The organism is Magnetovibrio sp. PR-2 (genome assembly GCF_036689815.1).
GTDB lineage: Bacteria > Pseudomonadota > Alphaproteobacteria > Rhodospirillales > Magnetovibrionaceae > Magnetovibrio.
On the sequence record NZ_JBAHUR010000007.1, the window covers coordinates 138,299 to 165,235 of the forward strand.

Below are 26,937 nucleotides of genomic sequence, written 5' to 3' on the forward strand. Positions count from 1 at the left end.
TCAATCTTTGGCGAACGGGTTATGGCCCTTGCGCACGACAATGCGCAGAGGAACGCCCCACAGGTCAAAATCTTCCCGCAATGCATTGGCCAAATAGCGTGAGTACGCTTCCGGCAAACCTTTGGCATGGCTGCAAAATAGGGCAAAGGTTGGCGGACGGGTCTTGGGCTGGGTCATATAGCGCACTTTGATGCGTCGCCCACCGACCAGAGGCGGTTGGTGATATTCCAAAATATCTTCGAGCCAGCGGTTCAGGCGTGCGGTGGAAACGCGGCGGTTCCAGACGTCAAACACGTCCAAGACGTTGTCCAAAATTTTCGACAAGCCTTTGCCGGTCTTGGCTGAGACCGTGACAATGGGAATGCCGCGCACTTGCGGCAGGGACGTTTGCATACGGTCGTGTAGACGCTGCAATGCTTCTTTGTTGTCTTTGATCAAATCCCACTTATTGACCACGACCACCAGCGCGCGGCCTTCTTCAATGACGTTGCGGGCAATGGTGAGGTCTTGCTTTTCCAGCATGTCGCGGGCATCCAAGACCAAGGCAACCACTTGAGCAAAATCGATGGCGCGACGCGTTTCGGCACCGGACAAAGCCTCGACCTTTTCAGTGACTTTGGCGCGACGGCGCAGGCCTGCCGTGTCCACCAGCTTGAATTCACGGCCTTGATAGGTCCACGGTACGGTGATGGAATCGCGTGTGATACCGGCTTCTGGGCCCGTGAGCAGGCGCTCTTCCCCCAGCAACTTGTTGATCAGTGTGGACTTGCCCACATTGGGGCGGCCCACCACCGCCAATTGCAGCGGGGTTTCCAGGATCTTGGCGTCATCTTTTTCGTCGCCGCTGTCTTGGAGAGGGGCGTCTTCTTCGGCCAAATACGCGCCGTCTTCGGCGGCTTCGGCGTAAGGGCGCAGTGCGTCGTACAGGTCGGCCAGCCCTTCACCATGTTCAGCGGACAGCGGCACCGGATCGCCCAAGCCCAACGCGTAGGCTTCCAACAATCCAGGCTGTCCCGCAGCCCCTTCGCATTTGTTGGCGACCAAAATGACCGGCGTGTCGTGGCGGCGCAGCCAATTGGCGAAGTGTTCGTCCAAGGGCGTGAGGCCCGTGCGGGCATCGATCATCATCAGCCCGACATCGGCTTCAAAAAACGCAGCTTCGGTCTGTTCGCGCATGCGTGATTCCAGGCTTTCGTCGTGGGCGTCTTCCAAACCCGCGGTGTCGATGATGCGGAACGTCATGTCGGAAATGCTTGCATCGCCTTCGCGCCGGTCACGGGTGACGCCGGGCATATCGTCGACAATGGCGACACGCTTGCCCACCAAACGGTTGAACAGCGTCGACTTGCCCACATTGGGGCGGCCGATGATAGCGACTGTGAAGCTCATGTTTTTTTCCGATTAACGGTATGCAGCCAAAGTGGCGTCGTCTGCTAAGAAATAGACCGTCTGTCCTGCGACGACAGGCGGGACAGAGACACCGTCGGGCATGTCTTCGCTGCCCAAGATATTGCCGGAGTAGGGCGAGATCGCCACGGCCACACCGTTGGAGCTGGCGACGATCAAGCGGTTGGAGACCAACAACGGTCCGGTCCATGTGATCACACCTTCGCGGTCTTCCGGGTCTTCCCAGCGCGGCAATGTGGTGACCCACATGATGCGTCCGGTTTTGCGTTCCAAGGCCACCAGTTCTTCGTTGCCCGTCAACGTGAACAGATAGTCGCCTGCGACCCAGAACGATTCATGTCCGCCGATGCCTTTTTCCCAAAGACGGCGCCCGCTGCGCAGATCGATGGCGACCATGAGGCCAGAGTGGCTCAGCGCAAAGACCATGCCCCGGTCAATCACCGGGTTGGCACGAATGTGCGCCAATGCAGCCGTCGCATCCGTGCGCCGACGCGCGGTCAAACTGTCCAACCACAGTTGGCGTCCGTTATCAACTTTCAGCGCAACCAATTCGCCGGAGGTATAGGGCACAATGACAACGCCTTGGTCCACAGCCGGGCTGGCCGATCCCAGCAGCATGGCTTGCTCGCTCGATCCCGTATGGGTCCACAGTTGCGTGCCGTCTTTTGCCGCCAAGGCGTGGACTTTGTTGTCGAGAGAAACGACAAAGACCCGTCCGCCACGCACGGTCGGGGCCGAGCGGATCGGACCGCTGACGTTTTCTTTCCAAATCACTTTCCCGGTTTGGGCGTCGAGAGCAAACACTTCGGCAAAGCCGGTGCCGATAAACACTAAGCCACTGTCGTAAGCAATGCCGCCTGTGATGTGGCCGTCGTCTTCGTCGTCCGGGGTCAGATAGTTCGACCAAAGCCGATCGCCGGAAGCCACGTCAAAGGCGCGAACTTCGGTATCGCTGTCGATGGTGAAGATGCGCCCGTCCGCAATGACCGGCGTTGCCGTCAAGCGTTCACCGGAGCTGCGCCCTGAACCAATGTCCGAGGACCAAGATTCGACCAAACGCGGGGCCGCTTCGATATGGTGCATGGCGTGATTGGCGTATCCGCCGTTTTGCGGCCAGTCGGGCGTGGGTGAGGGAGCGGGCAGGCGAATGCCTTCGTCTTCGATGCCCGTTTCCGGGATCAGCGCACTTTCGTGCTTCAAGATCGAGATACGCTCGCCGGGCAACGGCGGCGCTTCGCTACCGCCCATCCATGATTCGCAAGCCGTAAGGCTTACCGCCAATAGCGCGGCACTCATCAAACGGATCGGGTTGAATGTATCAGTCACGGAAGCGGTATCCTTCATCTTCGGGGGGCTTAAGAGCCCAGTCCTTGCAGCATGCTTTGTGCGCGCAGACGCAAATTTTGCGGCGTGGCTTGATCGTCAATCAAGGCGTTCAACACCGCCTTGGCTTTTTCGCTGTCGCCGTGTTCCATGGCGATGAGGGCCAAAAGCTCACGCGCACTGAAGCGGTAAGGGTGCGTGTTTTCGGACATGGCGCCCAGACGGAATTCCAAAGCCGCACGATCATAGCCGCCTGCGTTGACCTCAACCATGGCCGACATGACGTTGGCTAATCCCGACAGGGCGACATCGCCAAGCGTGTCGCGCGCGATGTGTTGGTACAGTTGCGATGCACCGCTATGGTCGCCGCTTTCAGCCATCAGTGCGGCTTCTTGGAATTGAGCCAGAACCCCATATCCGGTGGAGGCGGAGCCCGCCAGAGTCTGCATGGCTTTGAGAGCCTCTTGGGTGTTGCCAGACGCCGCCAGCAGTTGGGCGTCGAAGTATTTTGCGCTGTCTTCGGACCGGGCGGACAACTGCTGGCTTTGCCAGATCTGGTTGCCGGCCACAATGGCGACGATCAACACAGCGGTGCCCACGACAAATTTGCCGTAGCGCTGCCACAGTCGTTTCATTTGCTCCTCGCGAAGTTCTTCATCAACTTCGCGGATCAGTCCGTCATCGGTTTGGTCGGCCACAGGGGTCTCCAGTCACTAGGTTTTAGTCAGCACATTCACCCCATGGCGAGCCACCACAGGGGGTTTGCAAACATAGCTAAGCCAAGGCGCGAACGCAAACGTTTCGCGGATATGATTAGGTCTTTATTTTCAATAGACTAATTGGCAGTGGAGGTTCTCACTCAGACCCGCCACTTGATCGAACAGCCCATGGACGGGATTTGGTCGGCCGGCCCTTGACCGGTTTTTGCGACTTGGGCCATGGCGTCGAACAGTTCGCGTTTGGCGTCTGCGGGGGCGGTTTCTTTGCGCGAGGCGTCCAAACGGCCGCGGTATTGCAGGCCTAAGCCCTTGTCAAACCCAAAGAAATCCGGGGTGCAAACAGCGTCATAGCTGCGTGCGACTTCTTGGCTTTCGTCGAACAGATAGGGGAACGGGAAGCTGTTTTGCTCTGCCATTTTGACCATGTTGTCGAAAGAATCGTCGGCATATTGGCTGGGATCGTTGGAATTGATCGCAACCACGCCAATGCCCTTGGCCTGCAGATCACGCACATCACGGATCAGACGTTCCAATACGGCCAGGACGTAGGGGCAGTGGTTGCACATAAACACCACCAGCGTGCCGTTCTCGCCTTGTACGTCGGACAGGCGATAGGTCTTGCCGTCCACCCCCGGCAAGCTGAAATCCGGGGCTTTCCAGCCAAAATCGCAAATCGGCGTTTCCACGGCCATGGTCTCATCTCCTCCTGTTTTCATTGACTCTAGATAAGCGAGATATGCGGTGTGCGCAACGCCCAAAAAGTTAATGCCTGCTTAAACTTTTTGCTCCACAATAAAAATTGGACGTGTGTGCAATAGAGAGAAAGTCTGTTTCCAAGAATTGGAGCCCAAAACTATGCGTACGCTTCGAATTTCAACGCTTTTGGCTTGTGCGGCCTTGCTGTCAGCCTGTTCCGGCTTAGGCAACGGTTCATCTGACGTTTATGGTTACGCGTCACGTGATGCGATCAACCACATTGGCACGTACAATGTTCTTGCGACTGCGGTGACCGTGGGTACGGACAAGACCGTCCTTGACCACATTGTGTCGTATAGTTCAGGCAAGGATTGCTCGACCGTTCGATCTGAGCAAGGACGAACCTATTGCCGCGAAGACGAGCCCAATCCCACACCTCAGGTGCATTGCTATCGCTCCCTTGCCGATGTGACGTGTTACGCTGCGCCCAGCGAGACGCGGCCCATTGATGAACGTGTCGGCACTTCCAACTGACCAAGTCCTTCATAACGCAGCTGTATTGTCTGTTTCACCAAGCTCCGTGAGTTGACCAAACGCTCAAGTTGGCGTTTACTCGAACTCGCCAGACCTGTTGTTGTGCGAGAAACCCTGAATGAAGCGATTGCTGTTTGCCACTGTTGCCTTGATGATCCTTGCGGGCGTGACTTATGTCACGCTTGGCTCAAAGCCGGAAATGAGCCCTGAAGTCTTGAAAAAGATGAAGCTGGTTTCGCGCTTTAAAGATATTTTGCCCAAAGCCGAGGCCGGCAGCGCCGCCGACCAATACAAAATCGCGATTATGTATGAAACTGGGGACGGCACCAAAAAGGATCCGCGTGAAGCGGTCAAATGGCTGATGAAGGCGGCCGAACAAGGCTATCCCGACGCGCGCGTAAAACTGGGGATATCTTATGCCAACGGTGAAATGGTGCGCCAAGATTACTTCTTGGCGGCGAAGTACTACCGTTTGGCGGCAACGTTTAACAACAATCCAGAAGCCCAGTTCCGTTTAGGCGAATTGCATTTCAATGGGCGCGGTGTTGATCACGATTACAACAAAGCCACTAAATATTATGAACAGGCCGCTGCCCAAGGGCATGGGGCGGCGCAGTACATCCTCAGCTCCATGTATGAAGAAGGCTGGGGGCTCAAACGCGATTTGATCAAGGCCTACATCTGGATGAAGTTGGCGGTGAACAGACGCGATCAAGTGATTGCGGTGAACAAAAAGTACGACCCGGCCAAAAAGATCAAAATCTTGGTCAAAAAAATGAACCGTTTTCAAATTGAAACAGCGGAAAAACAGCTCAAGAAAATGGCTGCCAGCGCGAAGTGATCTTTAGGATTTTGGCAAGCGGATGCGCACGATCCCTTTGAAATCGTTGGGGTCGGCCACTTGGCCTTTGCGCACAATCTCGACCCGGCCTTGGCGCGCCAAAAATACGGCTTGTTGTTTCACAGCCTGAAGATATTTGCGCCACAGTTGCGGCCCGTCCTTGGGACGGCGACGCGCTTCGGCGATTTGCTTGGCGACTTTTTCAAAGCTCCACACCCCTCCATCGCTTAACGCGCTCAAAATAGCGGTGGCAACGGGATCGTCCTTGGCGGGCTTTTTGTCAGTATCGGTGTCTGTATCAGTCATGCGCGGGGGTTTAGCATGCTTTTGAGAGGCTGGAAACTCAAAACGCCGATTGCAACACGTGCAATCGGCGTTTGAAAAAGCGGCTGTGAGGCCGCAAGCGTCTATGCGGCGCGGTCGTGTCCGCGTGCGAGTGGATAAAGCTGCTCGCTTTCGGCTTGGATACGAGACCAAACCAGTTCAAACATTTCATCCGTCTCTTTGACAAATTCGGCGTGGTCACCGATGCGCAAGCCGTTCTTACACCACTTGTTGGCGTATTTTTTGAACAGGCGCTTGATTTCTTTTTCGCCTTCCATGAAACGCTCAACCGTGGAACGCACGGAGCCGTCATTGTTGCTCAACAACGAAGAATAGATTTCTTTGTTGTTGTTCATGTGCATATCGAATTTGTCGCGATAGCGTTCGAACAGTTCACAAGCAATGGCACCGTCACATAGTTCCCGGTCTTGGAACAGATAGGACAACGTTTTCGCCAATTCGGCGATTTGGTGGTTTTGCTCGTGAAGATCGTCAAATGAGACCATTTATGTTTTCTCCTCCCCCATCCACAAAGTCACGCGGTTGTTGTAGGCGAATCTACAGCTACTGGGTGACGTTCTTGTGAATTTCTCTATGGTTCTATTGTAAGCACTCTATAAATTAAATTGAATGAATAATGCATCTTATGAATCAAAGTGTTGCAGCATTAACTAATTAAGGAAAAAACGAATATCAGCTCAAAAGGGGGCTTGCGGCGAGGCCGTCGAACATAAATTGCACTGCCAAAGCGGCCAGAAGGACACCTGTTACCCGCGCAATCACATTCAGCCCCGTCACGCCGAGCACACGCTGGACTTGCCCGGCCATCATTAGCAGCACTAGGGTGAGGAGCAAGTTCGCCAACAATGCGCCCACGGCAAGGCCCCAATGGAGCCAATCACCACCACTTTCCGCCGTCAACAGGACCACCGCACCCATGGTGCCCGGCCCGGCAATCAAAGGCGTGGCGAGGGGGAAGACGGAAATGTCCTGTTTCGATTTGGCTTCGTTGTATTCGTCGTCGGTGGTGGAGCTGTCACCGGATGGGCGGGCAAAAACCATGTTGATGGCGATTAAAAGCAACAAGATACCACCCGCCATGCGCATGGCGCTCAAGGTAATGCCCAAGCGTGACAACACCGCATCGCCGAACAGGGCGAAGGCCAACAGGATGGCTGCTGCTATGGCAACGCCGCGAAAGGCAAGTTTTCGCCGTTCCGGTGCTGGGGTGCCCTTGGTCAGCACAGCAAACAACGCCGCCACATCCACAGGCCCCATGGTAGCGAAGATGGTGGTGAACGCCACCAAGCCGATTTCAATCATTTGTGCGTGGTCCATAGGTGAGCTTAACATGGATTGGAGACAGGGGAACATCGCCCTCGCATCCCGGCGCATGATCTGATAAGCAAGTGCTTATGAACGAATTGGACATCATCAAACTGGGCCAAAAGCCCGTCCTGCACGGTGGCGATCCCAAAGCCGCCGAGGCACGTTTTGGCGTTCCCAAACAGGGCTGGGTGGATTTATCGACAGGCATCAATCCCAAGCCTTATCCCCTTGGCGATATCCCCGCAGAAGTTTTCGCGCGGTTGCCGTTCAAATCTGAACTGGACGATTTGCTGGCGGCAGCGCGCAAGGCCTACGGCGTGCCGGATGAAGCCGGAATTGTGGCGTCTGCAGGCACCCAGGCGTTGATCCAGTTGGCACCGACGTTGTTTGATCCCGGTGACGTCACCATTATGGGGCCAACGTATGGTGAACACGCACCGGCTTGGCGTGGTGCAGGGCACAACGTGGTCGAAGTCGGTAGCATTTGTGCCCAAGCGGCGGAACCGTCACCTTTTGGTGTCTCCGTCCATCCCAACAATCCCACAGGCCGCTTGCAGGCCGTCGACGGCCTCGTCGCCATGGCGGGCGAGCTGTTTGATCGGGGTGGGGCGTTGGTGGTTGATGAAGCCTTCATCGACGTTGTGCCGGATTTATCCATCACACCGCATGCCGGGTGCGACGGCTTGATCGTTTTGCGCTCGTTTGGGAAGTTTTATGGTCTTGCAGGCCTGCGCCTGGGCTTCGCCATCACCACACCGGATTTGGCGGAACGATTAAACGAAAAGATCGGTCCTTGGGCGGTGTCGGGCCCGGCTTTATATGCTGGAACGAAAGCCTTGAGCGACCCGTCCTGGGCGGACCAAACGCGCAAAGATCTTTCGGTCGCGATGACGCAGTTGAACAAGATGCTGACCCACGCAGGCTTGCGATATGTGGGGGGCACCGATCTGTTCACCCTGGTCGAGCACGAAGATGCTCAAGCGATTTACGAAAAGCTGGGCCGTGCGGGCATTTTGGTGCGTCCGTTCGACTACAATACCCATTGGCTACGTTTCGGCTTGCCGGGGACGCAAGAGCATTGGCAGCGCCTAGAAGCTGCTCTCAAAAGCTAAACTTCATTTCAATGAATGAGATTAGAAACATACCCACTATTGTGTTGATTTATGAATCTGTATCATGAATGCTTGAACAGGTAGAGGGGCTGTATTTAGAGGCAGCAAGCTGGTGGTGACAGAACGTAGTTCATTTCGGTTAACGGTACCAAAGGGCAGAACGCTTGGTCGGGTTTTAAAACGGCCTGCGTTGGTTTTGGTTTTCTTCACATGCATTTTGGTGTGGCCTTTGTACGGAGGTGCTCAGACGGAGCGTACTTCTGCGAAGGCGAACGTTCTGTTTTTGGATTCCTTTCAGCCTAGCATGCCCTGGAACCGTATATTCCATAAGGCAATGAATGAGCATTTGGCGCAAGCCCCTCTACAGCCGGTAGTTTTCACGGAATATCTGGATGCGGTTCGGTTCCCCCACCAGTTGAAATCGGGGCTGTATGCGGCGAACTTGCAAGACAAGTACGCCACAAAAGAGCTGAAGTTGGTGGTCACGCAATCGGGGCCTGCGGCGAACTTTCTCAAACACAACCCGGACCTTTTTCCCGGTGTGCCCAGGTTGTTCGTTAACCCCCCTCCAGTTATTGCGGGGCAATCCCAAAATAATTCTGCAAACGCTGTCATTACCGCCAAAGCCGATATCGTTGCGGCATTTTCCGAGATGCTGAAACTGATGGAGCCTAAGCGCATCGTGGTGGTCGGCGATTCCGTAACCCCTCTGGTTCAGGGGTATGTGAAAGAATTAAAGGGTGCGTTTGGCACGAACACAGGCGGAACCACGGTGGATTACATTTTCGACACCCCTTTAGAGGATGTCTTGTCGCAAGTGGTTTCCTATAAATCTGGGACGGTCATTTTTTATGTTCTTGTCTTCAGTGACCGTGAGGGCAACGCCTATGTTCCTTTCCATGTGGTCAAGCGTCTTTCCGAAGTCGCTCCTGTACCCGTCTTCAGTCATTGGGACAGTTTGATGGGCAGTGGAATTGTCGGCGGGTATATGTTGAGCGCAGAGAGTGTTGGCACCCTTGCTGCAGAACACATTTTGTCCATCACTCAAAATGGAGCACCTCCTGCACGCACCAAAGATGGAAAGCTGGGGCTGAAGCACATCTATGATTGGCGCGCTTTGCAAAAGTTTGGTATCGCGGAAAAACGGTTGCCGGATGGCGCGAAAGTTGTTCAAAAGGCACCACCGTTTTGGGTGGAGTACCGCGTTCATCTGAGCTTAGCCGTGGTCGGTGTGTTTCTTTTGGCTTTAGCTGCGGCTGTTTGGATTCTAGCCCTCAGAAGGGCGGTCGCCAAGCGTCGCTCAGAGCTATTGATCAATGACGAAACATTGAAATTCATCTCTCAAAAAGGCTGGGAAGAGAGCGGTGAAAACTTTTTCGACAGCTTGGCGAAGTACCTTGGAAAAATCTTAAGCGTGGATTACGTCCTGATTGACAAGTTACTTCGCGATGGCGTTACGGCGGAAACAGTTTCGTTCTATGTGAAGGGGGAAATTGCACAAAGTGTCGATTATCCTTTAGGCGGGACACCTTGCGAAAACGTCATGGGTAAAAACTATTGTTGTTATCCCGATCGTATCCAAGAGCGTTTTCCCGATGATTATTTGTTAGGGGACATGGAGGCCGAAAGCTACGCCGGGATACCGCTTTGGGATTCGAAAAAGAACCCGATCGGACTTATTGCGGTCTTAGACACGGCTCCCTTGGACAATATTGAGCGCGTGAAGACGGTCTTGCGCTTGGTTGCGATGCGCGCTTCGCAGGAGCTGGAACACAGGGTTTATGAAGAACACTTGATTACGGCCCGCGCCGAAGCTGAAGCTGCGAACCAGGCCAAGTCGGAATTCTTGGCAGCTATGAGTCACGATTTGCGCACGCCGCTCAATGCGATTATGGGATTTTCGCAGATCATGGAAACCCAAACATTCGGCCCATTGGGGGATCCGCATTATGAAGATTATGCACAGTCCATCAATCAAAGCGGCGCGCTATTGGTGAGCTTGATCGACGATATTCTCGACATTTCCAAAGTCGAGGCTGGGAAGTATAAACTCGACCCCCAGACATTGGAGGTCGACAAGCTGATCTGTAATTCTGTGGATATGGTTACCTCCATTGCGACAAGTTCGAAAATTGAAATTATCACGGACTTCGATCACGGTGCGGTAAAACTCTCTGCGGATGAGCGCTCTCTGATTCAAATTTTCAACAACGTGTTGTCGAATGCCGTGAAGTTTTCCAAACCACACGACACAATTCTCATCAAGACAGGGTTGGATGACAACAATGGCCTTATCTTGACGGTTCAAGATAATGGCATCGGTATGTCGCAAGAAGATATCGAACGGGCTACACGTCCGTTTGAACAGGCCGATAGTGCCCGTGCACGCCGCCATAAGGGCACGGGGCTTGGTTTATATCTGTGTCAAAATTTGATGATCTTGCATGGCGGCAAACTTGAAATCAAAAGCCAAGTTGAACACGGCACGACGGTCAAGCTGACGTTCCCGCCTAACCGCACGATCATATTAAATCCGCTCTAGAGCTCGTATTCAGTATGTCCGGATTTGAGCTCGTCTTCCGCCGTCACCAATGTTCCGTTGGCGGTGCAGGCCGGTGAGGCCAGTTCCAAGAACAAATGATTGATGGCTTCAGGTGATTTAACCGTTTCGGGGTCTTCGCCCGGCATAGCTTCGGCGCGCATGGCGGTGCGGGTTCCGCCGGGGTTGATCATGTTGACGCGCACGTTGGTTTTTTCGCATTCTTCGGCATAAATGCCTGCGACCATTTCCACACCAGCTTTGGACACCGCATAGCTGCCCCAGAACGCACGCGGCTGGTGGCCGACGCTGGACGTGACCAAGATGGCGCGCCCCGCGTCCGATCCCTTCAACAGCGGATCCAAAGACCGGATCAAACGCCAGTTGGCGGTGAGGTTGATGTCTAAGACGTGTTGCCATTCTTTGGGATCAATGTGGGAAATCGGGGCCAAGGTGCCCAAAGTGCCCGCGTTACCGACAAACACATCGAGCTTGCCAAAGCGTTCGTAGATTGCGCCGCCGATTTTGTCGATCACGCCAAAATCCGTCAGGTCGCACGGCACCAGAGTGGGGGCTTCATAGCCAGCGGAGCGCAGTTCGTCGTCCAGCTCTTCCAGAGCGCCTTGGGTGCGTGCGGTCAAGATCAGGTGTGCACCTTGCTCGGCAAAACACTTGGCGAGGGATCGGCCAATGCCGCGAGACGCTCCGGTGATCAGGGCTACGCGGCCTTCGAGGATTTTATCTGGCATTTTTTGCTCTCTTATTCTTCGGACAGCAATGTGAGTTGTGCACCGTTCGCACCGCCTTCGTGGTCAACCAACGCGATGGGGTATTCGCCGGTGAAACAGGCATCACAGTATTGAGGCATGTCATCATTGCGGCCATTTTGACCGACAGCGCGGTACAGGCCGTCGTAGGAAATGAAGGCCAAGCTGTCGACGCCGATGTGCGCAGCCATTTCGTCTACCGTCATGCGGGACGCCATCAGCTTGTCTTTGTCGGGCGTGTCGATGCCGTAAAAACACGGGTGCGTGGTGGGCGGGCTGGAAATGCGCATGTGGACTTCGGCAGCTCCTGCGTTGCGCATCATTTCAACGATCTTCACCGACGTGGTGCCGCGCACAATGGAATCGTCCACCAGCACCAAGCGCTTGCCTTTGATCCAATCGCGGTTGGCGTTGTGCTTCAGCTTCACGCCTAGGTGACGGATGTTGTCGGACGGCTGAATAAACGTGCGGCCCATGTAGTGGCTGCGGATGATGCCCAGATCGAACGGGATGCCGCTTTCTTCTGCAAAGCCGATGGCCGACGGCACGCCGCTGTCGGGTACGGGCACGATCATGTCGGCTTCGACCAAGCTTTCGCGGGCGAGCTCTTTGCCGATGTTTTTGCGCACCTCATAGACGTTGTGGCCGTTGATGACACTGTCGGGCCGGGCGAAGTAGATGTATTCGAAAATGCAAAACCGTGACGGCTGTTCGGGGAACGGCTTCAGGCTTTGCATGCCTTTTTCGGAAAACACCACGATCTCGCCGGGTTCGACGTCTCGCACGTATTCGGCACCAATGATGTCCAGCGCACAGGTTTCCGACGCCAACACGTGGCCGTCATCACCGATTTTGCCGATCACCAGCGGGCGCACGCCCGACGGGTCGCGCACGCCGATGAGTTTTTGACGGGTGAGCGCGACCAAAGAATATGCCCCTTCGACGCCGCCCAGGGCATCGGTAAGTTTGTCCAACACCTTGCGGTATTCGCTGGTGGCGACGCGGTGCAGGATGGTTTCCGTATCGGATGTGGACTGAAAGATGCTGCCGCGCTCAACCAAGTCGTTGCGGCACTTGCGGGCGTTGGTCAGGTTGCCGTTGTGGGCAATGGCAAAACCGCCGAACACCAAATCGGCGAACAGCGGTTGAACGTTGCGCATGACGGTGCCACCCGATGTGGAATAGCGCACATGACCGATGGCCATGGGGCCTTCGAGGCGGTCGATGACGTCTTCGGAATTGAAGTTGTCGCCGACACTGCCCAGGGCGCGGTGGCTGTGAAAGCGCTTTCCGCCAAACGAGACGACGCCCGCAGCTTCTTGTCCGCGGTGCTGTAGGGCATGAAGCCCCAAGGCGGTGAGCGCCGATGCGTCTGGGTGGTTATAGACACCAAAGACGCCGCATTCGTCGTGGAAGTGATCGTCTTCGGGCATGGTCTCGGTCAAAGTGCGCGTGGTCATGGTCTTGTGCAATCCACTACTTGTTGAGTTCGAAAAGCCGATCCATTTCGGAGCGTTCCTTATTCCCGTATCCACCGGACTTGTCTTTTTCGGGGGCTTTGGGAACGGGCGTGATGGCTTTGTCGAAAAGTGATTTGGTTCCTTGTTTCGAGCCGGACTTCGGCTCTTTTGCATTCGGGTCTTGGGCCTGGGCCGGGGCCAAGGCGCTGAGCATATCCGCACCTTGTTGGACGAACGGCATGGTGCGGGTTTCGTAAATCCATTCGGGCTGTTCGTCTTCGGGGGTCATCCACTGATAACCGATCCACACGAGGCACACGATGATGGCTCCACGCAATACCCCAAATAAAAAGCCCAAGGCCCGGTCTAAGGGGCCAAGGGCACTGGCTTTGACGTCGCTGGAGATGCGTTTGATGACCAGGTTCAAGATCACCAAGGTGCCGATGAAGACCACGGCTCCGGTCGCAAGCGTGGCGAAAAAGGGGTCTTGGATGAATTGAAGGGTAAAGTGTTCGACGGCAGGGGTTAAGTACATGGTGGCGAACACGGCGCCGACCCATGACGCGATGGACAGGACTTCGTGGACAAAACCGCGCCCGTATGCAAACGCGCCGGAAATGACCAATACGCCGATGACAAGGATGTCGAGCCAATGCATAACTTCTGGTTCGTCCCTTTAACCTTCGTTGTCGAACTGTTGTGCCAAGTCTTGAATATGGCTCAGCTCGTTTAACGTTATACCCTTTGCGCCGATTTTGGTCTTGCCCCGGTTCTTCGGGATCACGGCGCGTTTGAAGCCCAGCTTTGCAGCTTCTTTCAGTCGGCCTTCGGCGTGCGCCACGGCGCGGGTCTCGCCCGAAAGGCCAATTTCGCCGAAATACACGCTGCCATCGGGCACTGCAATGCCGCTCAGCGATGATAAAAGTGCTGCGGCGACGGCCAAATCTGCGGCAGGTTCCGTGACCCGAAGCCCGCCTGCGACGTTCAAGTACACGTCGTTGGCCCCAATGGCAACCCCGCATCGGTTTTCAATCACCGCCATAATCATGGAAAGACGCGACGAATCCCAGCCCACAACGGCTCTGCGCGGGGTGGCGAGGGTGGACGGAGACACCAAAGCCTGCACTTCCAACAACATAGGGCGCGTGCCCTCCATCCCCGCAAAAACGGCGGAACCGCTGACTTGGGTTTCGCGTTCCGACAAAAAAAGTGCCGACGGATTGCTGACTTCGGTGAGGCCAGCGTCCGACATCTCAAACACACCGATCTCGTCCGTCGCGCCAAAGCGATTTTTGACACCCCGCAGGATGCGAAATTGGTGGCTGCGATCGCCTTCGAAATAGAGCACAGTGTCGACCATGTGTTCCAACACCCGCGGGCCAGCGATCTGGCCTTCTTTGGTGACGTGCCCAACCAGCAAAACGGGGAAGCCCTTGCGTTTGGCCAGGCGGATCAGCTCCATGGCCGAGGTGCGCACTTGGGAAACCGATCCCGGTGCACTTTCTAAATTGTCCAAAAACATGGTTTGGATGGAATCGATAATCGCCACGTCCGGCGGGGTTTCGTCCAAGGTCGTGACGATGTCGCGCACGTTGGTGGCGGCAGCGAGTTCCACCGGGGCTTTTTCCAGGTTCAGACGGCTGGCGCGCAGACGCAGTTGGTCGACGGCTTCCTCACCGCTGATGTAGGCCACGCGTCCGCCCTTGGCCAAATTTGCGGCCGCTTGCAGTAAAATGGTGGATTTGCCGATGCCGGGCTCACCGCCCACCAAGATGGCGGAGCCAGGCACCATGCCGCCGCCCAAGACGCGGTCGAGCTCTTCGATGTTGGTTTTGCGCCGCGGGGCTTGTTTTTCTTCGCCTTCAAGCCCAACGAAAGAGATTTTGCGCCCCTTGGACGCGCCGAGACCTTTGGGCGTGTCGCTGCCCACGGCTTCTTCGCTTAAGCTGTTCCAGGCCCCGCACGCATCGCATTTGCCGCTCCATTTGGGGAACGTTGCGCCGCAATCGGAGCAGACAAACTGTGATTTCGCTTTGGCCAACGGATGCCCTTTGCACCACGAAATTTCGAACAGCGGAGAGGTCGGGAATTCTCTTCTCAAATTCTGGGCTTGGTTTAGCGTGATTCGGGGGTGCGAAACAAGTGTTCAGCCTGGGGAAATCTTAATTCATCACACTTATCAGGCGAATTTAATTTATTGAAGTTGTTGAGGAAAAAAGTTGCCAGCGTGCTACACTTAATAAAAGTGGGCTCCTTTCAAAAAAGCGGGGTGCGGGATGGACTGCAAATCGGTTATGGCTCCCATTAAGGTGAGCATCTACGCCGACGAAAAAGCCAAAGACGTCATCGATTTTATGGTCGAAAAGCACATGGGGCTGGTCCCCGTGACGGAACGTGACGGCACGTTTGCAGGGCTTATCAGCGGCGATAGCTTGATGACGCACATGCTGCCCAAGGCGCTCAGCACCATGGGCAACCTGTTTGGCCGCGGCGGCTTGCAAAAAGCGAGTTTCCTCAACGAAACCGCAGAAGATATGAAGCACCGCCTGGACGGCTTGGGCGAGCGCACCATCGGGGAGCTGTTGGATCGCAAAGTCAAATCCATCACCCCCGACACGCCTTTGATCGACGCGCTGATGATGATCAAAGACAAGCAATACGTCGTCCCGGTGGTGGACGAAAACAAAAAGCTATTGGGCGCGATTTCGTTCTTCTCGGTGCTTTATGGGCTCAAAGAAGAATACGACCGCGAGGCGGTGGCGAAGCTCAAAGCCGAAGAGCGCGCCAAGCGCCAAGCCCAAAAAGAAGAGGCCAATGCGGCTGAGGAGGGCAAACAATGACCCCCCATGGAGGAGCTGTTGAAGCCGCGCATAACGCCGTTATTTTTGGTCTGGACCCGCTGTGGCTGTCCACGGCGCTGTTGATCGTATCCTACGCCGTTCTGTTATCTGAAAAATTCAACCGAACGGTTGTGGCGCTGTTGGGTGGGGGCTTGGTGATCATCACTGGGCTGGTGTCTCAATCCCAAGCCATTGCCGCCATCGATTTCAACACCATCGCGTTGTTGACGGGCATGATGATCATCGTCGCCATCACGCGCACATCGGGCGTGTTCGAATTCGTCGCCATTTGGTCGGCCAAAAAGGTCAAGGCCGACCCCATGGGCATCTTGATCGTGCTGTCCATTGTCACGGCGGTGTTCTCAGCCTTTTTGGATAACTTGACCACCGTGTTGTTGGTGGTTCCGGTGGCGTTGTTGATCGTCGAAAAGTTGAAGGTCAATCCGTATCCGTTTTTGATTTCTCAAATCTTGGCGTCCAACATTGGTGGTACGGCGACATTGATCGGCGATCCGCCCAACATCTTGATCGGCTCGGCCACGGGCCTCAGCTTTATGCAGTTCATCACCAATTTGGGCCCGGTGTCTTTGATGGTGCTGATCATCATGGTGCCGATCTTCAAAATGATCTGGGGCAAGGACCTGGTCGCCACGGACGAGGCCAAAGAAAGCATCATGCGGTTTCGCGAAGTCGAAAGCATCACCGACATGCGCATGCTGGTGATGTCGTTGAGCGTTTTGGTCTTGGTCATCGCAGGCTTCATCATTGGCGAGCACTACCACATCCCGCCCGGCACGACGGCTATGTTCGGCGCGGCGGTGTTGTTGTTGGTGACGTCCATTGGGCTCGATAACGAAGAACAGTCCGAACGGTTGCATCATGCCTTGGTCGAGGTCGAATGGGCCGCGTTGTTGTTCTTCATCGGCTTGTTCATCATCGTCGCGGGCGTTGAGCACGCCGGGCTGTTGAACATCTTGGGCGAATACATGATGGCGTTCACGGGTGGTGATCCCATGTTGGCGGCGTTCTCGACCATGTGGCTGTCGGCCATTGTTTCCGCCGCTGTCGACAACATCCCGTTTGTGGCAACCATGATCCCGTTGGTTGAAAGCATGGAAGCGGGTCTCGGCGGTGCAGATGCGCTGGAACCGGTGTGGTGGTCCTTGGCCCTGGGCGCGTGCTTAGGCGGTAACGGATCACTGGTCGGTGCGGCGGCGAATGTGATGGTGTCGGGCATTTCAGAACGGGCGGGCTATCCCATCAGCTTTGTGCGGTTTTTAAAAATCGGCCTGCCGTTGATGTTGCTCACCATCGTGATTGCGAACATTTATGTTTGGTTGCGGTATTTTTTCTAAAGCCGACAAACCTCACATCCCCACCACCGTCACCCCGGACTTGATCCGGGGTCCATGGGCGTATGCTAAGTGGTGATCGTTAGAGACTTTAAGCCGTAAAGCCCACAGACTCCGGCCTGCGCAGGAGCGACGGTGTGTGGTGTTAGGCTTTTGGCTTCTCTTTCACCGGCCAAAACTTCATCGTCAAAAACAATCCCACAGCCGCCCCAACACCCGCCAACGCGGCCCAATCGCCGAGCCAGTTGTAGGTGAGGGCGGCAATGGCGGCGCCAAACAAGATACAGATCATTTATGCTGTCCCTTTTGTTTAGTGCGTTTGGTTGGGCCGTGCGCCGACCCCTTTGGGTTTGGCGGTTGTGATGCCCGCTTGGTGGTGGGTCATTTTCCACTGATCGTCTTCTTTGACAAAGATGTTGGTGGTCGCCGCGACCGCTTCGCCGACTTGTTCCAGGCACGTAACCCAACCCGTATTTCCCACGACCATAGGGGTGGCGTCATAGGGCACGACTTGGGGCGCTTCGTCGCCCTTAAAGATCGCGCGCCAGCTTTCCATGATGACCGTGCGGTTGATGAGGATCGGTGCGCCTGGGTGGATGCACGACACCGGGTTCTTTTTTGCCCACAGCGCGTCCATGGCGTCCATATCCGCGCTGGTAAACGCGGCGTAAAACGCGTCGTTGGCAAACAGCAAGGTGGCTTCGTCTTGGGTCATGGTTCAGCTTTTGGTGTACGCTTGCGGTAAGTCGTTGACCTCGACACTGACTTTGACGTCTCCGGCGAAGTATTTCACCGCGGCGAAGACCTTTTCGCTCAGCATCTTTTTTTGAACGTCGGTACGGCCCGGCTGCAGTTTTACGTTTACGTGGATGAAGGCGCGGCGCTCGCCACCGATGCAATAAGACCGCACGGGGGTACAGCGGGCTTTGACGTTTTGAGGGGTGAACAACTCGCTTTCCACCGCGCCGTCATAAACAGCTTCGGCCAAGGCTTGAATGTCCAAGTCGGCTTCGAGTTCTTTAGCGTATTCGACAATCAAGTGCGGCATGGAATGGCCTCTGTTTGGGCTATGCCCTCCCGGGGTGTGGGGCTTATCCCCACAAATAAAAAAAAGCAATGCGCGCGATCAAGCGCGCATTGCCATTTTGATAGGGCCTTCGGCTTTGCCGTTGATGAACTGTTCGACATACTCATTGGCGGATGTGTCGATGTCTTCCACCGGGCCTTGCCAGATGATTTTGCCTTCGTAAAGCATGGCAATGCGGTTGGCGATTTTGCGGGCCGATGCCATATCGTGGGTGATGGACAGCGCCGTGGCTCCCACTTCGCGCGTCACTTTGACGATTAAGTCATTGATGACGTCGGCCATGATGGGATCCAGCCCCGTGGTGGGTTCGTCAAAGAAAATGACTTCCGGGTCGGACGCGATGGCGCGTGCTAGGCCGACGCGTTTTTGCATGCCGCCGGACAGCTCGGACGGCATCAAGTCCGCCACCGGGGCGTCCATGCCGACCATGGCGAGCTTTTGAACGGCAATGCCATGGGCTTCGGACCGCGTGCAGCGTTTTTCCGCGAGCAAGCCGAACGCCACGTTTTCCCATACGGGCAAGCTGTCGAATAGGGCAGCACCTTGGAACAGCATGCCGAACTTGTGGTTCACACGTTCGCGGTTGGCGGCGTTCATGCCGATGACCTCTTCGCCGTCGACTTTGATGGAGCCCTCGTCGGGCGTCAAAAGGCCCAAGATGGATTTCAGCGTCACGGATTTACCCGTGCCCGATCCACCGATGATAACCACGCTTTCGCCGACACCGACGTCCAAATCTACGCCGTCCAAAACAACTTTGGAACCAAAGGCTTTTTTCACGTTGCGCATCGAGATTTTGGGTTGATCGCTCATGGTGTCGTCCTCTTAACCATGTATCGTGAAGAACATTGCGGTGAGGATGTAGTCAAAGCACAAGATCATGATCGAGGCCGAGACCACGGCGTTGGTTGTCGCGCGGCCCACGCCTTGTGCGCCGCCTTTAGAATTGTAGCCATGATAGCACCCCATCAATGACACGATGAAGCCAAAGACGCCAGCCTTAACCAAGCCGGAATTCACGTCTTCGGCCCGAACAAAATTCCAGGTGTTTTGCAGATAGTTGGACGCATTGAAACCTAACTCGTGGACAGCCACCAAATACCCGCCAAACACGCCGATGATGTCAGCCACGATCACCAAAAGTGGGAACATGGTGATGCCTGCGATCAAGCGTGGTGCAACCAGATACTTCATGGGGTTGGTGGACAAGGTGGTCAGCGCGTCGATTTGTTCGGTTACACGCATGGTGCCGATTTCAGCCGCCAAGCTGGCGCCGATGCGGCCCGCAACCATCAAGCCTGCCAGCACCGGGCCCAGTTCGCGGGTGATGGACAACACCACCACGTTGGCGATGGCACCTTCGGCGGAAAAACGTGAAAAACCCGTATGGCTTTGCAGCGCCAAGACCATGCCCGCAAAGACAGCCGTGAGCCCCACGACCGGCAGCGAGTAGTACCCGATGTCGATCATCTGGCGCAGGATCATGCGCGGGTAGTAAGGCGGGCGGAACGCGTGAGAGACGCCTAAAAAGGTGAACGTCATCATGCGCCCAATGGTCGCCAAAAACTTTAAAAAGACGCGCCCGATGGGCTGCAACGGATTCATGGTCTTCGATCTTCTCTTCGGTCTTCTTTTGTTCAACCGCCCAGGTAAATGCGGTGATAGCGCGCGCCCAGGCTGGTCAAAATTTCATAGCCGATCGTGCCTGCACGTTCGGCCACATGGTCCACCGGATTGTGGGGACCGATGAGGTCCACCAACATGCCCGGACGGCATAATTCTTCAGGTACGGCGCTGACGTCCAAGCCGATCAAGTCCATGGACACCCGTCCAACGACGGGCACGGCCTGATCGCCGATATAGGCGACGCCAGAGCTGGAGAGAGAGCGGAGATACCCGTCTGCATAACCCACGGATACCGTGGCGATGCGTTCTTCCCCCAGTGCCTGATGTGTCGCACCGTAGCCCACGGTTTGGGGGGTGTCAATTGTACGAACTTGCAGGATTTTGCCTTGCAAACGAACAACTTGGGCCATGGGGTTGGGCTTGTTCGGCGTTGGGTTGGCGCCATAGAGCGACACGCCCGGGCGGGTCACGTCGAAGTGATAGTCTGCGCCTAAAAAGATACCGGATGAATTGGCGAACGCGCCGCGCGCGCTGGGGAACTGTGACGTGAGCCCTTGAAAACGCGAAAGTTGTTCTGCATTCAAGGGATTGTCAGCGTCTTCGGCACTCACCAAGTGGCTCAAAATCATGTCGAGTTTGATGTGTGACAGGTGCTCAGGGTTGGACAGAAGCTTAGCGGCTTCGTCTTGGGGTAAGCCCAACCGCGCCATGCCGGTGTCGAAGTGAATGTCGCACGATTGTGGTTCACCAAGTCCCGTGCCGTATGCGCCCCAGGCTTCGACTTCGCCCAAGGAATTGAGCACTGGGGTGAGGTTAAATTCAGTATAGTCGCGCTCCGCCCCGTTCATCAGACCGTTGAAAATGTGAACGGCGGGCGCGGGTCCTAAGACCGCGCGCAGGTCGATGCCTTCTTGGACGGAGGCAACGAAAAACGTCTTGCAGCCGGCCTTTTGCAAAGCTTTGGCGCTTTTGGAAGCATCGGTACCATACGCCGCGGCCTTGACCACGGCGGCGGTTTCGGCGTTTGGGGCTTGGGCTGCGCAGGTTTTCCAGTTGGACACCAGCGCGTCCAAGTCGATGGTCAAAATCGCGCCGGCTCGCCGGGCCTCGGGAGTGTTGAGGGGAGGCGTGGAAAGGGGATCGCTCAACCGCCGGGTCCTTCGTATGCGGGATGGTGCGTGTCCAAATCGCAAAAGCGGGTAAACTCGCCGATAAAGGCCAGCTTGATATCACCGATGGGACCGTGACGTTGCTTGGCAATGATGACGTCGCCTGTGTTTTTCACAGAATCCAAACTGTCTTGCCACTTGGCTTCGCGGTCGAAGAACTTGCTTTCGTCTTCGTCCATGCGCCGGGACGGCTTTTTGCGCTCCATGTAATACTCTTCGCGGTAAATAAACATGACCACGTCGGCGTCTTGCTCAATGGAGCCTGATTCACGCAAATCAGCCAATTGCGGCCGTGGCGGATCGCGGCTTTCCACAGTACGCGACAACTGGGAAAGCGCGATCACCGGAACGTTGAGTTCCTTCGCCAAGGTTTTGAGACCACGGGTGATCTCAGACACTTCGTTCACGCGCCCGTCGCTTTTGCCGGGCGGTGGAGAAATCAGCTGCAAATAGTCCACCACAATCATGCCCAGATTGTGCTGACGCTTCAAACGCCGCGCGCGGGTGCGCAGGGCGGACACGGTCAGCGCAGGCGTGTCGTCGATGAACAGGGGAATGCGGTGAAGTTCTTGGGACGCGACAACCAAACGGGTGAACTCGTCGTTGGCCAATTCGCCTTTGCGCATTTTTGACGACGAGACTTCAACCTGTTCGGACAAAATACGTGCGGCCAATTGTTCGGACGACATCTCCAACGAATAAAAGCCCACGACGGCACCTTCTTCGCCGCCGGACTTCAGATACGAGTACGCAGCGTTATACGCAATGTTGGTGACCAAGGCGGTTTTACCCATGGATGGACGTCCAGCCAGGATAATCAAATCCGAGTTGTGCAAACCGCCCAGCATTTTATCCAGGTCGGTCATGCCCGAGGTGACACCCGCCAACGCGCCGTCACGTTTGTGGGCGGCTTCGGCCATGTGCACGGCTTCCAAAACGGCTTGGCGGAAATCGACAAAGCCGCCTTCGGCATCGCCTTGGGTGGCCAGGTCGTAAAGTTGTTGTTCGGAGCGTTCGATCTGGTTGGTGGCAGTTTCCTGCACGCCTTGGTCATAGGCGTTGTTGACCATGTCGGTGCCCAGGTGAATGAGCTCGCGCTTCATGTGCAGGTCGTAAATGATGCGCCCGTATTCGCCCGCGTTGATAATGGTGACTGCGCTCATGGCCAGTTCGGCCAGATACTGCTTGCCGCCCATGGTCGCCAGTTCGTCATTGCCTTCGAAGAAACCCGCCAGCGTCACCGGATCGGCGATTTGGCCGTTTTCCATCAAGCGGCACTGCGCGTCGTAAATCTTGCCGTGCTCAGGAACAGAGAAATGGTCCGGAAGCAGAAATTCCGACACGCGCTCGTAAGCGCGATTGTCGGTGAAGATAGCCCCCAGCAGGGCCTTTTCGGCCTCGATATTGTGGGGCAGGGTGCGAAAGCTTGGCAGCTCTTCGGCTTCGGTTTTGCTTAGGGTGTTGTCGACCACCACCTTCGGCGCGGCGTTGGAGCCGTCGATATCCCCATGTGCAGGGTGGGGGGGCGCAAAGGCCTCGTCCGGATTGATCGGCTCATAATCGCCCATGTCTTGCACGGGCGGCGCTTCAGGCATATCCGGTTGGTCGGGTGTGTTGTCGTTTTCGTTGCTCATGGGGCAAGACCATACGTTACGAACTTGTAATTCCCAGGCTGTGAAAGTTGGGGAAAACCTCAAAAAAGTAGCGTTTAGGTGGTCAAATATGGCTTGCGTGCCGGCTTGCTACCATATCTTGTGAATGGTACCATATATTCACCATTTGCGAAAGTGTGCTACTGTATTTTGTAGCTTAGAGGTGTTTGGATGGCGAACAAACATATAGAGCCCACATTTGATATGCTTGAACTTATTCGATATCTAGAAAGCAGATATCGTGTTCAGTTTGAGCAGGCTTACGAATATAGCTGGGATTATGCTAGCAAAGTCCTCGATTGCTTTGCATTTGATCCAGAAACCAATAGCGGCGGTTGGGCATGGATCCGACAAGTACATATCGAATGTATTGTGTATGGAAACGATGACTATGAACACGTGGCGCGTAAACGCGGACGTGAAGCTTGGGAAGTAGAATTTATTGTTGGTGTGCTCTTAAAGAGCCCTAATTGGGCATCATCTTATGAAGAGTTTTATAGCATTTCATCTAGACAAGAGCATATTGATCAGGGTTGGTGACGGTCTTATACAGCCGACTGGATTCCCGCTTTCGCGGGAATGACGGTGGGGGGTGGGAATGACGGTGGGTCTAAATAAAACACCGTCGCACCCGCGAAAGCGGGTGCCCAGATGCGATGTATGCGACATACTCAGACCATGAAGCAACCTTGCGTTTATATCCTTACCAACAAACGAAACGGTACGCTGTATGTTGGTGTGACCAGCAACCTCGCAAAACGGATCAGCGAGCACAAATCAGATGCCGTGGATGGGTTTTCTAAGGAGCACAGCTTACATACGCTTGTTCATGCGGAATTCCTCGAAACCATGGAAGACGCCATTGTCCGCGAAAAGCGGATTAAAAAATGGCGGCGGGCTTGGAAGTTGGAGCTGATCGAAAAAGACAATCCAGATTGGCGCGACTTATCCGAAGACGTCTAGATGGGTAAGCCAAACTGGATTCCCGCTTAGGCGTTCCGCCAGCTTCGCAAACGCGGGAGCGACGGTATTTTGAGCACCACTAGCCCTTCAATTCCTTATAACGCTCCAACAGCATCCGGTATTCTTCCGGGACATCGTCGGCGAAAATCAAGCCGATGAAATCGTTGTCTTTGATCACGGGCAGATGGTGAAAGCCGCTGCCGACCATTTTGTCGATGGCTTCAACGACCGAAGCCCCGGCGTCAATTGTCACCGGTTTCGGCGTCATGATGGATGCGGCCTGTGTTTGAGCGGCGTCACCACCCGTGGCGACGCATTTTTGCACGATGTCTTTTTCCGACAAGATGCCGACCACCTTTTGATCCTCAACCACAGCAACGGCGCGCTCATCGGTGAGGGCCATTTTTTCGGCGATGTCTTGGACCGTATCGTTTAAGGCAACCGAAATCGGTTTGCGCACGGCCAGCAGCTGTTCGACGTTTTTAAAGATCATCCCATTCCCCCTGGTGTGTTGTTTCGGACATTCACAATAACGTCATATGAATGAAATGGGTACGCATAAAAAAACGGCGCGATCCGTCAGGACCGCGCCGTTTTGGTGTGCGAGAAGAGGTCGCTTATTCAGCGGTTTCTTCTTCAGCCGCTTCAGCGATGAGCGCGTCTTGTGCGTCTTCGCCGTCTTCAGCAGCCAGCTCTTCCGCAGCCGCTTCCGCAGCGCCTTCTTCGAAGATGGCTTCCAGTTCAGCAGCCGCTTCTTGATCGGCTTCTTCATCACCACCGGTGACGGCTTTGCCGGTTTCGGCTTGGATGGTGGCTTCGTCTTCGGAACGCGCAACGTTGGCGGTCACGGAGACGGAAACTTCCGGGTGCAGAGAAACACTGACTTCGTAAAGACCTAAGTACTTGATCGGGTCTGCCAATTTCACTTGGTTACGGGTCACGGTGAAGCCGGCTTCGGTCACGCTGTTGGCGATGTCGCGGGCGTTGACGGAACCGTACAATTGACCAGCTTCGCCAGCTTGACGGATCAAGGTGACAGACAGGCCGTTCAGTTTGGTGGCAACCGCGTCGGCTTCTTCGCGAAGCTTTAAGTTGTTGGCTTCCAACTGAGCGCGTTGCGCTTCGAAGTGAGCTTTATTGGCTTCCGTGGCGCGCAGCGCTTTGTGGCGCGGCAGCAAGAAGTTACGGGCATAACCGGGTTTGACTTTGACGATGTCGCCCATTTGGCCGAGCTTTTCGATGCGTTCAAGCAGAATGACTTCCATAGTGTTCCTCCAGCTCCCTCTGGGAGCGGTCTAAAGGTTTAGTGTTCGTCGGGGCGGTCCATGCGTTTGCGTAAACCGACCCATTGTTCCAAAATTCCAATACCAGCGATGAGAAAGGCCAACCAGCCCGTAAAGATCATCACCAGATACGTGAGCGCCAAAATAGCGCCCGGCAGCGGGGTCATCCCCGCCAATTTGTGCACCACCGAAAGCCCCAGCATGAAAAACGGTATCGTCAGGGCAATGGTAGCATTGCGCGCGACGTAGCCGATTTCGCCCGGGCTCACCAACGCCAGTAAGGCGCAGACAACCAGGGCCCAGCTGAGCACATCGGGAAGGGTGAGTTCCCGAAATCTCGGTGTCGGGCGGATGTTTCGTCCGCCCTTGGCCAACAGCGCTTGGGCCATGACCATATTCAAAACCAGTCCCAACAACATCCACATCCCGACAAACAAGCCGGGGAAGTACGGGACCATACGCGTGATGGCGTCTTGGAGCACGTCCGCCCCTTGAGCGCCTGCGACGGTGCTGGCAAAAGCGTTCAGCACTTCCGTCACGTTGTGTTCCAAATGCCCGCCGGTCAGCATCGATGTGCCCAAAAGATAAGCGGCACCGATGGCGGCCTGTGCGGCCAAAACATGCCCTACGGGGAACCAACCCAAATCGCGGGGCGCGCCTTGTATCTCGCCGTTCCAATCGTCCACGCGACCGATGATGCGGTCTTGGAAGGTCGAAGACGTCTCCGGTCCTTCCGTTGAGCGTGGCGACTGGTCTTCCGGGATCGAACGGACAGCACCGCTTGGTCCCGTCAGCAAAAGCCGGATTGTCACCCACACGGGCACGGCAAATATGAGCCCAAAGACAGCCCCCAAATGTGGGTGGACCACCGACAACACAAGCACGGACGAAGCCGCAGCAACAAGTGCCGGTCGGGTCCCCAGCGCAAGCCCTGCATAAAACAAAGGCAGAGGATGCACCCAGGACAGGAAAAGGACGGCGAACGATGAGCCTGACATACTCGCCAGAGCCAAAGCGCCGCTCAAAATCCCGGCCATAACAGCAAGAAGCGTATGTTTCATGCCGAAACGCCGGGGCCAGTCGAAGTGATCAGCCCCGGCATAGCTCCCACCTTACTTAATGACGTAAGGCAGCAAGCCGAGGTAACGGGCGCGCTTGATCGCTTGAGCCAGTTCACGTTGTTTCTTTGCAGAAACGGCGGTGATACGGCTCGGCACGATTTTGCCACGCTCAGATACATAGCGGCTCAGCAACTTGGTGTCGCGGAAATCGATTTTCGGCGCATTCGGACCCGTGAACGGGCAGGATTTGCGACCACGAAAGAAAGGACGACGGGCCATTACTCTTCTCCTTTGCTTTCTTCAGCGGTGTCACGCTTCGGACGATCATCACGGCGCGGACGGTCGTCACGGCGCGGACGATCATCACGGTCGCCACGGCGCGGGCGTTCGTCACGGCTGGCTTTAGCCGTCAAAATCGCGCTGGGCTCTTGATCGATTTCTTCCACGCGCAAAGTCAGGGAGCGCAACACGTCTTCGTTCAGACGCAGTTGGCGTTCCAGCTCGGAAACGGCAGCCGCGGGGGCGTCCATGCTCAGCTGGGTGTAGTGACCTTTGCGGTTTTTCTTGATTTTGTAAGCGATGGAACGCAGGCCCCATTGCTCGGTTTTTTCGACTTTACCACCGTTTTCGGTGACTACGCCGGTCATGGCTTCGGTCAAGCTTTCGACCTGTTGGGTCGACAAATCTTGACGAGCGATGATAACGCTCTCGTAAAAAGGCATATTGCCCTCCTCTTGGATTGTCTCAGCCCCCCCTTGTCCCAATGACAGGTGAGGCATAGCCGAGGGACGTCCCCCGGCAAGGAGCTATGAAGCGGCGCAATATACAGGGTTTGCGGGGGAGTTCAAGGAGA

The 26,937-nt window shown here is 55.5% G+C and carries 31 protein-coding genes; 8 read left to right on the top strand and 23 right to left on the bottom strand.

Annotated features, from left to right (window positions below; translation table 11 throughout):
• The 4 genes from der to V5T82_RS10545 all read right to left on the bottom strand — a co-directional run bounded on the left by der (position 1) and on the right by V5T82_RS10545 (position 4,141).
• The gene (gene der, locus V5T82_RS10530) at positions 1–1,389 is read right to left on the bottom strand and encodes a ribosome biogenesis GTPase Der (RefSeq protein ID WP_332895592.1); all 1,389 of its coding nucleotides are present in this window, start codon (positions 1,387–1,389) and stop codon (positions 1–3) included.
• Positions 1,390–1,401: 12 nt separating this feature from the next.
• On the bottom strand, positions 1,402–2,733 hold the full coding sequence (locus tag V5T82_RS10535; RefSeq protein ID WP_332895593.1) for an outer membrane protein assembly factor BamB family protein: 1,332 nt from the start codon (positions 2,731–2,733) through the stop codon (positions 1,402–1,404).
• Between the two features lie 29 nt (positions 2,734–2,762).
• Positions 2,763–3,428: a tetratricopeptide repeat protein gene (locus tag V5T82_RS10540; protein WP_332895594.1), complete on the bottom strand. Its 666-nt coding sequence runs from the start codon at positions 3,426–3,428 to the stop codon at positions 2,763–2,765.
• 161 nt (positions 3,429–3,589) lie between these two features.
• Positions 3,590–4,141: a thioredoxin family protein gene (locus V5T82_RS10545; RefSeq protein ID WP_332895595.1), complete on the bottom strand. Its 552-nt coding sequence runs from the start codon at positions 4,139–4,141 to the stop codon at positions 3,590–3,592.
• Positions 4,142–4,304: 163 nt separating this feature from the next.
• Between V5T82_RS10545 and V5T82_RS10550 the strand changes: the two genes are divergently transcribed.
• Together V5T82_RS10550 and V5T82_RS10555 are read left to right on the top strand one after the other, a co-directional pair.
• Positions 4,305–4,679: a hypothetical protein gene (locus tag V5T82_RS10550; RefSeq protein ID WP_332895596.1), complete on the top strand. Its 375-nt coding sequence runs from the start codon at positions 4,305–4,307 to the stop codon at positions 4,677–4,679.
• Between the two features lie 118 nt (positions 4,680–4,797).
• The gene (locus V5T82_RS10555) at positions 4,798–5,520 is read left to right on the top strand and encodes a tetratricopeptide repeat protein (RefSeq protein WP_332895597.1); all 723 of its coding nucleotides are present in this window, start codon (positions 4,798–4,800) and stop codon (positions 5,518–5,520) included.
• Positions 5,521–5,523: 3 nt separating this feature from the next.
• Here V5T82_RS10555 and V5T82_RS10560 read toward each other — a convergent pair whose 3' ends face one another.
• The 3 genes from V5T82_RS10560 to V5T82_RS10570 form a co-directional block, all read right to left on the bottom strand.
• Positions 5,524–5,826 (bottom strand): DUF3253 domain-containing protein, encoded by a 303-nt coding sequence (locus V5T82_RS10560; protein WP_332895598.1) that lies wholly within the window; start codon positions 5,824–5,826, stop codon positions 5,524–5,526.
• Between the two features lie 101 nt (positions 5,827–5,927).
• Entirely contained in the window at positions 5,928–6,350 is a 423-nt protein-coding gene (locus V5T82_RS10565) for a hypothetical protein (protein WP_332895599.1), read from the bottom strand.
• Between the two features lie 187 nt (positions 6,351–6,537).
• Entirely contained in the window at positions 6,538–7,182 is a 645-nt protein-coding gene (locus tag V5T82_RS10570; RefSeq protein WP_332895600.1) for a MarC family protein, read from the bottom strand.
• A 77-nt stretch (positions 7,183–7,259) separates the two neighbouring features.
• On the opposite strand from V5T82_RS10570, the gene cobD reads away from it, so the two are divergent.
• Both cobD and V5T82_RS10580 read left to right on the top strand, forming a co-directional pair.
• Positions 7,260–8,285, top strand: a complete 1,026-nt coding sequence (gene cobD, locus V5T82_RS10575; RefSeq protein WP_332895601.1) for a threonine-phosphate decarboxylase CobD — start codon at positions 7,260–7,262, stop codon at positions 8,283–8,285.
• Between the two features lie 346 nt (positions 8,286–8,631).
• Entirely contained in the window at positions 8,632–10,827 is a 2,196-nt protein-coding gene (locus tag V5T82_RS10580) for an ATP-binding protein (RefSeq protein ID WP_332895602.1), read from the top strand.
• Here the strand turns inward: V5T82_RS10580 and V5T82_RS10585 are convergent.
• Genes V5T82_RS10585 through radA form a run of 4 tightly spaced genes read right to left on the bottom strand, consistent with a single transcriptional unit; the run spans position 10,824 to position 15,092 of the window.
• Positions 10,824–11,573, bottom strand: coding sequence for an SDR family NAD(P)-dependent oxidoreductase (locus V5T82_RS10585; RefSeq protein ID WP_332895603.1), 750 nt, complete (start codon positions 11,571–11,573; stop codon positions 10,824–10,826). The genes V5T82_RS10580 and V5T82_RS10585 overlap by 4 nt on opposite strands.
• 11 nt (positions 11,574–11,584) lie before the next feature.
• Positions 11,585–13,051, bottom strand: a complete 1,467-nt coding sequence (gene purF / locus V5T82_RS10590) for an amidophosphoribosyltransferase (RefSeq protein WP_332895604.1) — start codon at positions 13,049–13,051, stop codon at positions 11,585–11,587.
• Between the two features lie 16 nt (positions 13,052–13,067).
• Positions 13,068–13,709 carry a CvpA family protein gene (locus V5T82_RS10595; protein ID WP_332895605.1) on the bottom strand — a complete coding sequence of 214 codons (642 nt, stop codon included), beginning with the start codon at positions 13,707–13,709 and terminating at the stop codon, positions 13,068–13,070.
• Between the two features lie 18 nt (positions 13,710–13,727).
• Positions 13,728–15,092, bottom strand: a complete 1,365-nt coding sequence (radA, locus tag V5T82_RS10600) for a DNA repair protein RadA (RefSeq protein WP_332895606.1) — start codon at positions 15,090–15,092, stop codon at positions 13,728–13,730.
• A 253-nt stretch (positions 15,093–15,345) separates the two neighbouring features.
• On the opposite strand from radA, the gene V5T82_RS10605 reads away from it, so the two are divergent.
• On the top strand, positions 15,346–15,891 hold the full coding sequence (locus tag V5T82_RS10605; protein WP_332895607.1) for a CBS domain-containing protein: 546 nt from the start codon (positions 15,346–15,348) through the stop codon (positions 15,889–15,891).
• Positions 15,888–17,246 carry an ArsB/NhaD family transporter gene (locus tag V5T82_RS10610; protein WP_332895608.1) on the top strand — a complete coding sequence of 453 codons (1,359 nt, stop codon included), beginning with the start codon at positions 15,888–15,890 and terminating at the stop codon, positions 17,244–17,246. Before V5T82_RS10605 ends, V5T82_RS10610 begins: the two co-directional genes overlap by 4 nt.
• Before the next feature lie 142 nt (positions 17,247–17,388).
• Here V5T82_RS10610 and V5T82_RS10615 read toward each other — a convergent pair whose 3' ends face one another.
• The 7 genes from V5T82_RS10615 to V5T82_RS10645 all read right to left on the bottom strand — a co-directional run bounded on the left by V5T82_RS10615 (position 17,389) and on the right by V5T82_RS10645 (position 22,759).
• Positions 17,389–17,535, bottom strand: a complete 147-nt coding sequence (locus V5T82_RS10615) for a hypothetical protein (protein WP_332895609.1) — start codon at positions 17,533–17,535, stop codon at positions 17,389–17,391.
• Positions 17,536–17,553: 18 nt separating this feature from the next.
• The gene (locus V5T82_RS10620; protein ID WP_332895610.1) at positions 17,554–17,958 is read right to left on the bottom strand and encodes a nuclear transport factor 2 family protein; all 405 of its coding nucleotides are present in this window, start codon (positions 17,956–17,958) and stop codon (positions 17,554–17,556) included.
• Between the two features lie 3 nt (positions 17,959–17,961).
• Positions 17,962–18,291 carry a 5-carboxymethyl-2-hydroxymuconate Delta-isomerase gene (locus tag V5T82_RS10625; RefSeq protein ID WP_332895611.1) on the bottom strand — a complete coding sequence of 110 codons (330 nt, stop codon included), beginning with the start codon at positions 18,289–18,291 and terminating at the stop codon, positions 17,962–17,964.
• A gap of 78 nt (positions 18,292–18,369) precedes the next feature.
• Positions 18,370–19,143 carry an ABC transporter ATP-binding protein gene (locus V5T82_RS10630; protein ID WP_332895612.1) on the bottom strand — a complete coding sequence of 258 codons (774 nt, stop codon included), beginning with the start codon at positions 19,141–19,143 and terminating at the stop codon, positions 18,370–18,372.
• Positions 19,144–19,155: 12 nt separating this feature from the next.
• Positions 19,156–19,935 carry an MlaE family ABC transporter permease gene (locus V5T82_RS10635; protein ID WP_332895613.1) on the bottom strand — a complete coding sequence of 260 codons (780 nt, stop codon included), beginning with the start codon at positions 19,933–19,935 and terminating at the stop codon, positions 19,156–19,158.
• A gap of 32 nt (positions 19,936–19,967) precedes the next feature.
• Positions 19,968–21,104: an alanine racemase gene (alr, locus tag V5T82_RS10640; protein ID WP_332895614.1), complete on the bottom strand. Its 1,137-nt coding sequence runs from the start codon at positions 21,102–21,104 to the stop codon at positions 19,968–19,970.
• Entirely contained in the window at positions 21,101–22,759 is a 1,659-nt protein-coding gene (locus V5T82_RS10645; RefSeq protein WP_332895615.1) for a replicative DNA helicase, read from the bottom strand. Before V5T82_RS10645 ends, alr begins: the two co-directional genes overlap by 4 nt.
• A gap of 189 nt (positions 22,760–22,948) precedes the next feature.
• Here V5T82_RS10645 and V5T82_RS10650 point away from each other — a divergent pair, with 189 nt between their 5' ends.
• Entirely contained in the window at positions 22,949–23,317 is a 369-nt protein-coding gene (locus V5T82_RS10650; RefSeq protein ID WP_332895616.1) for a hypothetical protein, read from the top strand.
• A 138-nt stretch (positions 23,318–23,455) separates the two neighbouring features.
• On the top strand, positions 23,456–23,740 hold the full coding sequence (locus V5T82_RS10655; RefSeq protein ID WP_332895617.1) for a GIY-YIG nuclease family protein: 285 nt from the start codon (positions 23,456–23,458) through the stop codon (positions 23,738–23,740).
• Positions 23,741–23,819: 79 nt separating this feature from the next.
• Here the strand turns inward: V5T82_RS10655 and V5T82_RS10660 are convergent, their stop codons facing one another.
• The 5 genes from V5T82_RS10660 to rpsF form a co-directional block, all read right to left on the bottom strand.
• Entirely contained in the window at positions 23,820–24,233 is a 414-nt protein-coding gene (locus tag V5T82_RS10660; RefSeq protein WP_332895618.1) for a CBS domain-containing protein, read from the bottom strand.
• 124 nt (positions 24,234–24,357) lie between these two features.
• Positions 24,358–25,005 (bottom strand): 50S ribosomal protein L9, encoded by a 648-nt coding sequence (gene rplI / locus V5T82_RS10665; RefSeq protein WP_332895619.1) that lies wholly within the window; start codon positions 25,003–25,005, stop codon positions 24,358–24,360.
• A gap of 38 nt (positions 25,006–25,043) precedes the next feature.
• Positions 25,044–26,084 (bottom strand): DUF2232 domain-containing protein, encoded by a 1,041-nt coding sequence (locus V5T82_RS10670; RefSeq protein WP_332895620.1) that lies wholly within the window; start codon positions 26,082–26,084, stop codon positions 25,044–25,046.
• 51 nt (positions 26,085–26,135) lie between these two features.
• Positions 26,136–26,363 carry a 30S ribosomal protein S18 gene (rpsR, locus tag V5T82_RS10675; RefSeq protein WP_332895621.1) on the bottom strand — a complete coding sequence of 76 codons (228 nt, stop codon included), beginning with the start codon at positions 26,361–26,363 and terminating at the stop codon, positions 26,136–26,138.
• Positions 26,363–26,806, bottom strand: a complete 444-nt coding sequence (gene rpsF / locus V5T82_RS10680; RefSeq protein ID WP_332895622.1) for a 30S ribosomal protein S6 — start codon at positions 26,804–26,806, stop codon at positions 26,363–26,365. Before rpsF ends, rpsR begins: the two co-directional genes overlap by 1 nt.
• Between the last annotated feature and the right edge of the window lie 131 nt (positions 26,807–26,937).

What these genes read in the sequence shown, in the direction of transcription:
- V5T82_RS10610 (WP_332895608.1), top strand. Translation starts at nt 15,888, where the DNA reads ATGACCCCCCATGGAGGAGCTGTTGAAGCCGCGCATAACGCCGTTATT.
- V5T82_RS10560 (WP_332895598.1), bottom strand. Translation starts at nt 5,826, where the DNA reads ATGACTGATACAGACACCGATACTGACAAAAAGCCCGCCAAGGACGAT.
- rplI (WP_332895619.1), bottom strand. Translation starts at nt 25,005, where the DNA reads ATGGAAGTCATTCTGCTTGAACGCATCGAAAAGCTCGGCCAAATGGGC.
- rpsF (WP_332895622.1), bottom strand. Translation starts at nt 26,806, where the DNA reads ATGCCTTTTTACGAGAGCGTTATCATCGCTCGTCAAGATTTGTCGACC.
- V5T82_RS10565 (WP_332895599.1), bottom strand. Translation starts at nt 6,350, where the DNA reads ATGGTCTCATTTGACGATCTTCACGAGCAAAACCACCAAATCGCCGAA.
- V5T82_RS10650 (WP_332895616.1), top strand. Translation starts at nt 22,949, where the DNA reads ATGGCGAACAAACATATAGAGCCCACATTTGATATGCTTGAACTTATT.
- V5T82_RS10645 (WP_332895615.1), bottom strand. Translation starts at nt 22,759, where the DNA reads ATGAGCAACGAAAACGACAACACACCCGACCAACCGGATATGCCTGAA.
- V5T82_RS10545 (WP_332895595.1), bottom strand. Translation starts at nt 4,141, where the DNA reads ATGGCCGTGGAAACGCCGATTTGCGATTTTGGCTGGAAAGCCCCGGAT.
- V5T82_RS10550 (WP_332895596.1), top strand. Translation starts at nt 4,305, where the DNA reads ATGCGTACGCTTCGAATTTCAACGCTTTTGGCTTGTGCGGCCTTGCTG.
- V5T82_RS10635 (WP_332895613.1), bottom strand. Translation starts at nt 19,935, where the DNA reads ATGAATCCGTTGCAGCCCATCGGGCGCGTCTTTTTAAAGTTTTTGGCG.
- V5T82_RS10585 (WP_332895603.1), bottom strand. Translation starts at nt 11,573, where the DNA reads ATGCCAGATAAAATCCTCGAAGGCCGCGTAGCCCTGATCACCGGAGCG.
- V5T82_RS10630 (WP_332895612.1), bottom strand. Translation starts at nt 19,143, where the DNA reads ATGAGCGATCAACCCAAAATCTCGATGCGCAACGTGAAAAAAGCCTTT.
- V5T82_RS10660 (WP_332895618.1), bottom strand. Translation starts at nt 24,233, where the DNA reads ATGATCTTTAAAAACGTCGAACAGCTGCTGGCCGTGCGCAAACCGATT.
- rpsR (WP_332895621.1), bottom strand. Translation starts at nt 26,363, where the DNA reads ATGGCCCGTCGTCCTTTCTTTCGTGGTCGCAAATCCTGCCCGTTCACG.
- purF (WP_332895604.1), bottom strand. Translation starts at nt 13,051, where the DNA reads ATGACCACGCGCACTTTGACCGAGACCATGCCCGAAGACGATCACTTC.
- V5T82_RS10595 (WP_332895605.1), bottom strand. Translation starts at nt 13,709, where the DNA reads ATGCATTGGCTCGACATCCTTGTCATCGGCGTATTGGTCATTTCCGGC.
- V5T82_RS10605 (WP_332895607.1), top strand. Translation starts at nt 15,346, where the DNA reads ATGGCTCCCATTAAGGTGAGCATCTACGCCGACGAAAAAGCCAAAGAC.
- V5T82_RS10570 (WP_332895600.1), bottom strand. Translation starts at nt 7,182, where the DNA reads ATGGACCACGCACAAATGATTGAAATCGGCTTGGTGGCGTTCACCACC.
- cobD (WP_332895601.1), top strand. Translation starts at nt 7,260, where the DNA reads ATGAACGAATTGGACATCATCAAACTGGGCCAAAAGCCCGTCCTGCAC.
- V5T82_RS10625 (WP_332895611.1), bottom strand. Translation starts at nt 18,291, where the DNA reads ATGCCGCACTTGATTGTCGAATACGCTAAAGAACTCGAAGCCGACTTG.
- V5T82_RS10670 (WP_332895620.1), bottom strand. Translation starts at nt 26,084, where the DNA reads ATGAAACATACGCTTCTTGCTGTTATGGCCGGGATTTTGAGCGGCGCT.
- V5T82_RS10615 (WP_332895609.1), bottom strand. Translation starts at nt 17,535, where the DNA reads ATGATCTGTATCTTGTTTGGCGCCGCCATTGCCGCCCTCACCTACAAC.
- V5T82_RS10620 (WP_332895610.1), bottom strand. Translation starts at nt 17,958, where the DNA reads ATGACCCAAGACGAAGCCACCTTGCTGTTTGCCAACGACGCGTTTTAC.
- der (WP_332895592.1), bottom strand. Translation starts at nt 1,389, where the DNA reads ATGAGCTTCACAGTCGCTATCATCGGCCGCCCCAATGTGGGCAAGTCG.
- V5T82_RS10555 (WP_332895597.1), top strand. Translation starts at nt 4,798, where the DNA reads ATGAAGCGATTGCTGTTTGCCACTGTTGCCTTGATGATCCTTGCGGGC.
- V5T82_RS10655 (WP_332895617.1), top strand. Translation starts at nt 23,456, where the DNA reads ATGAAGCAACCTTGCGTTTATATCCTTACCAACAAACGAAACGGTACG.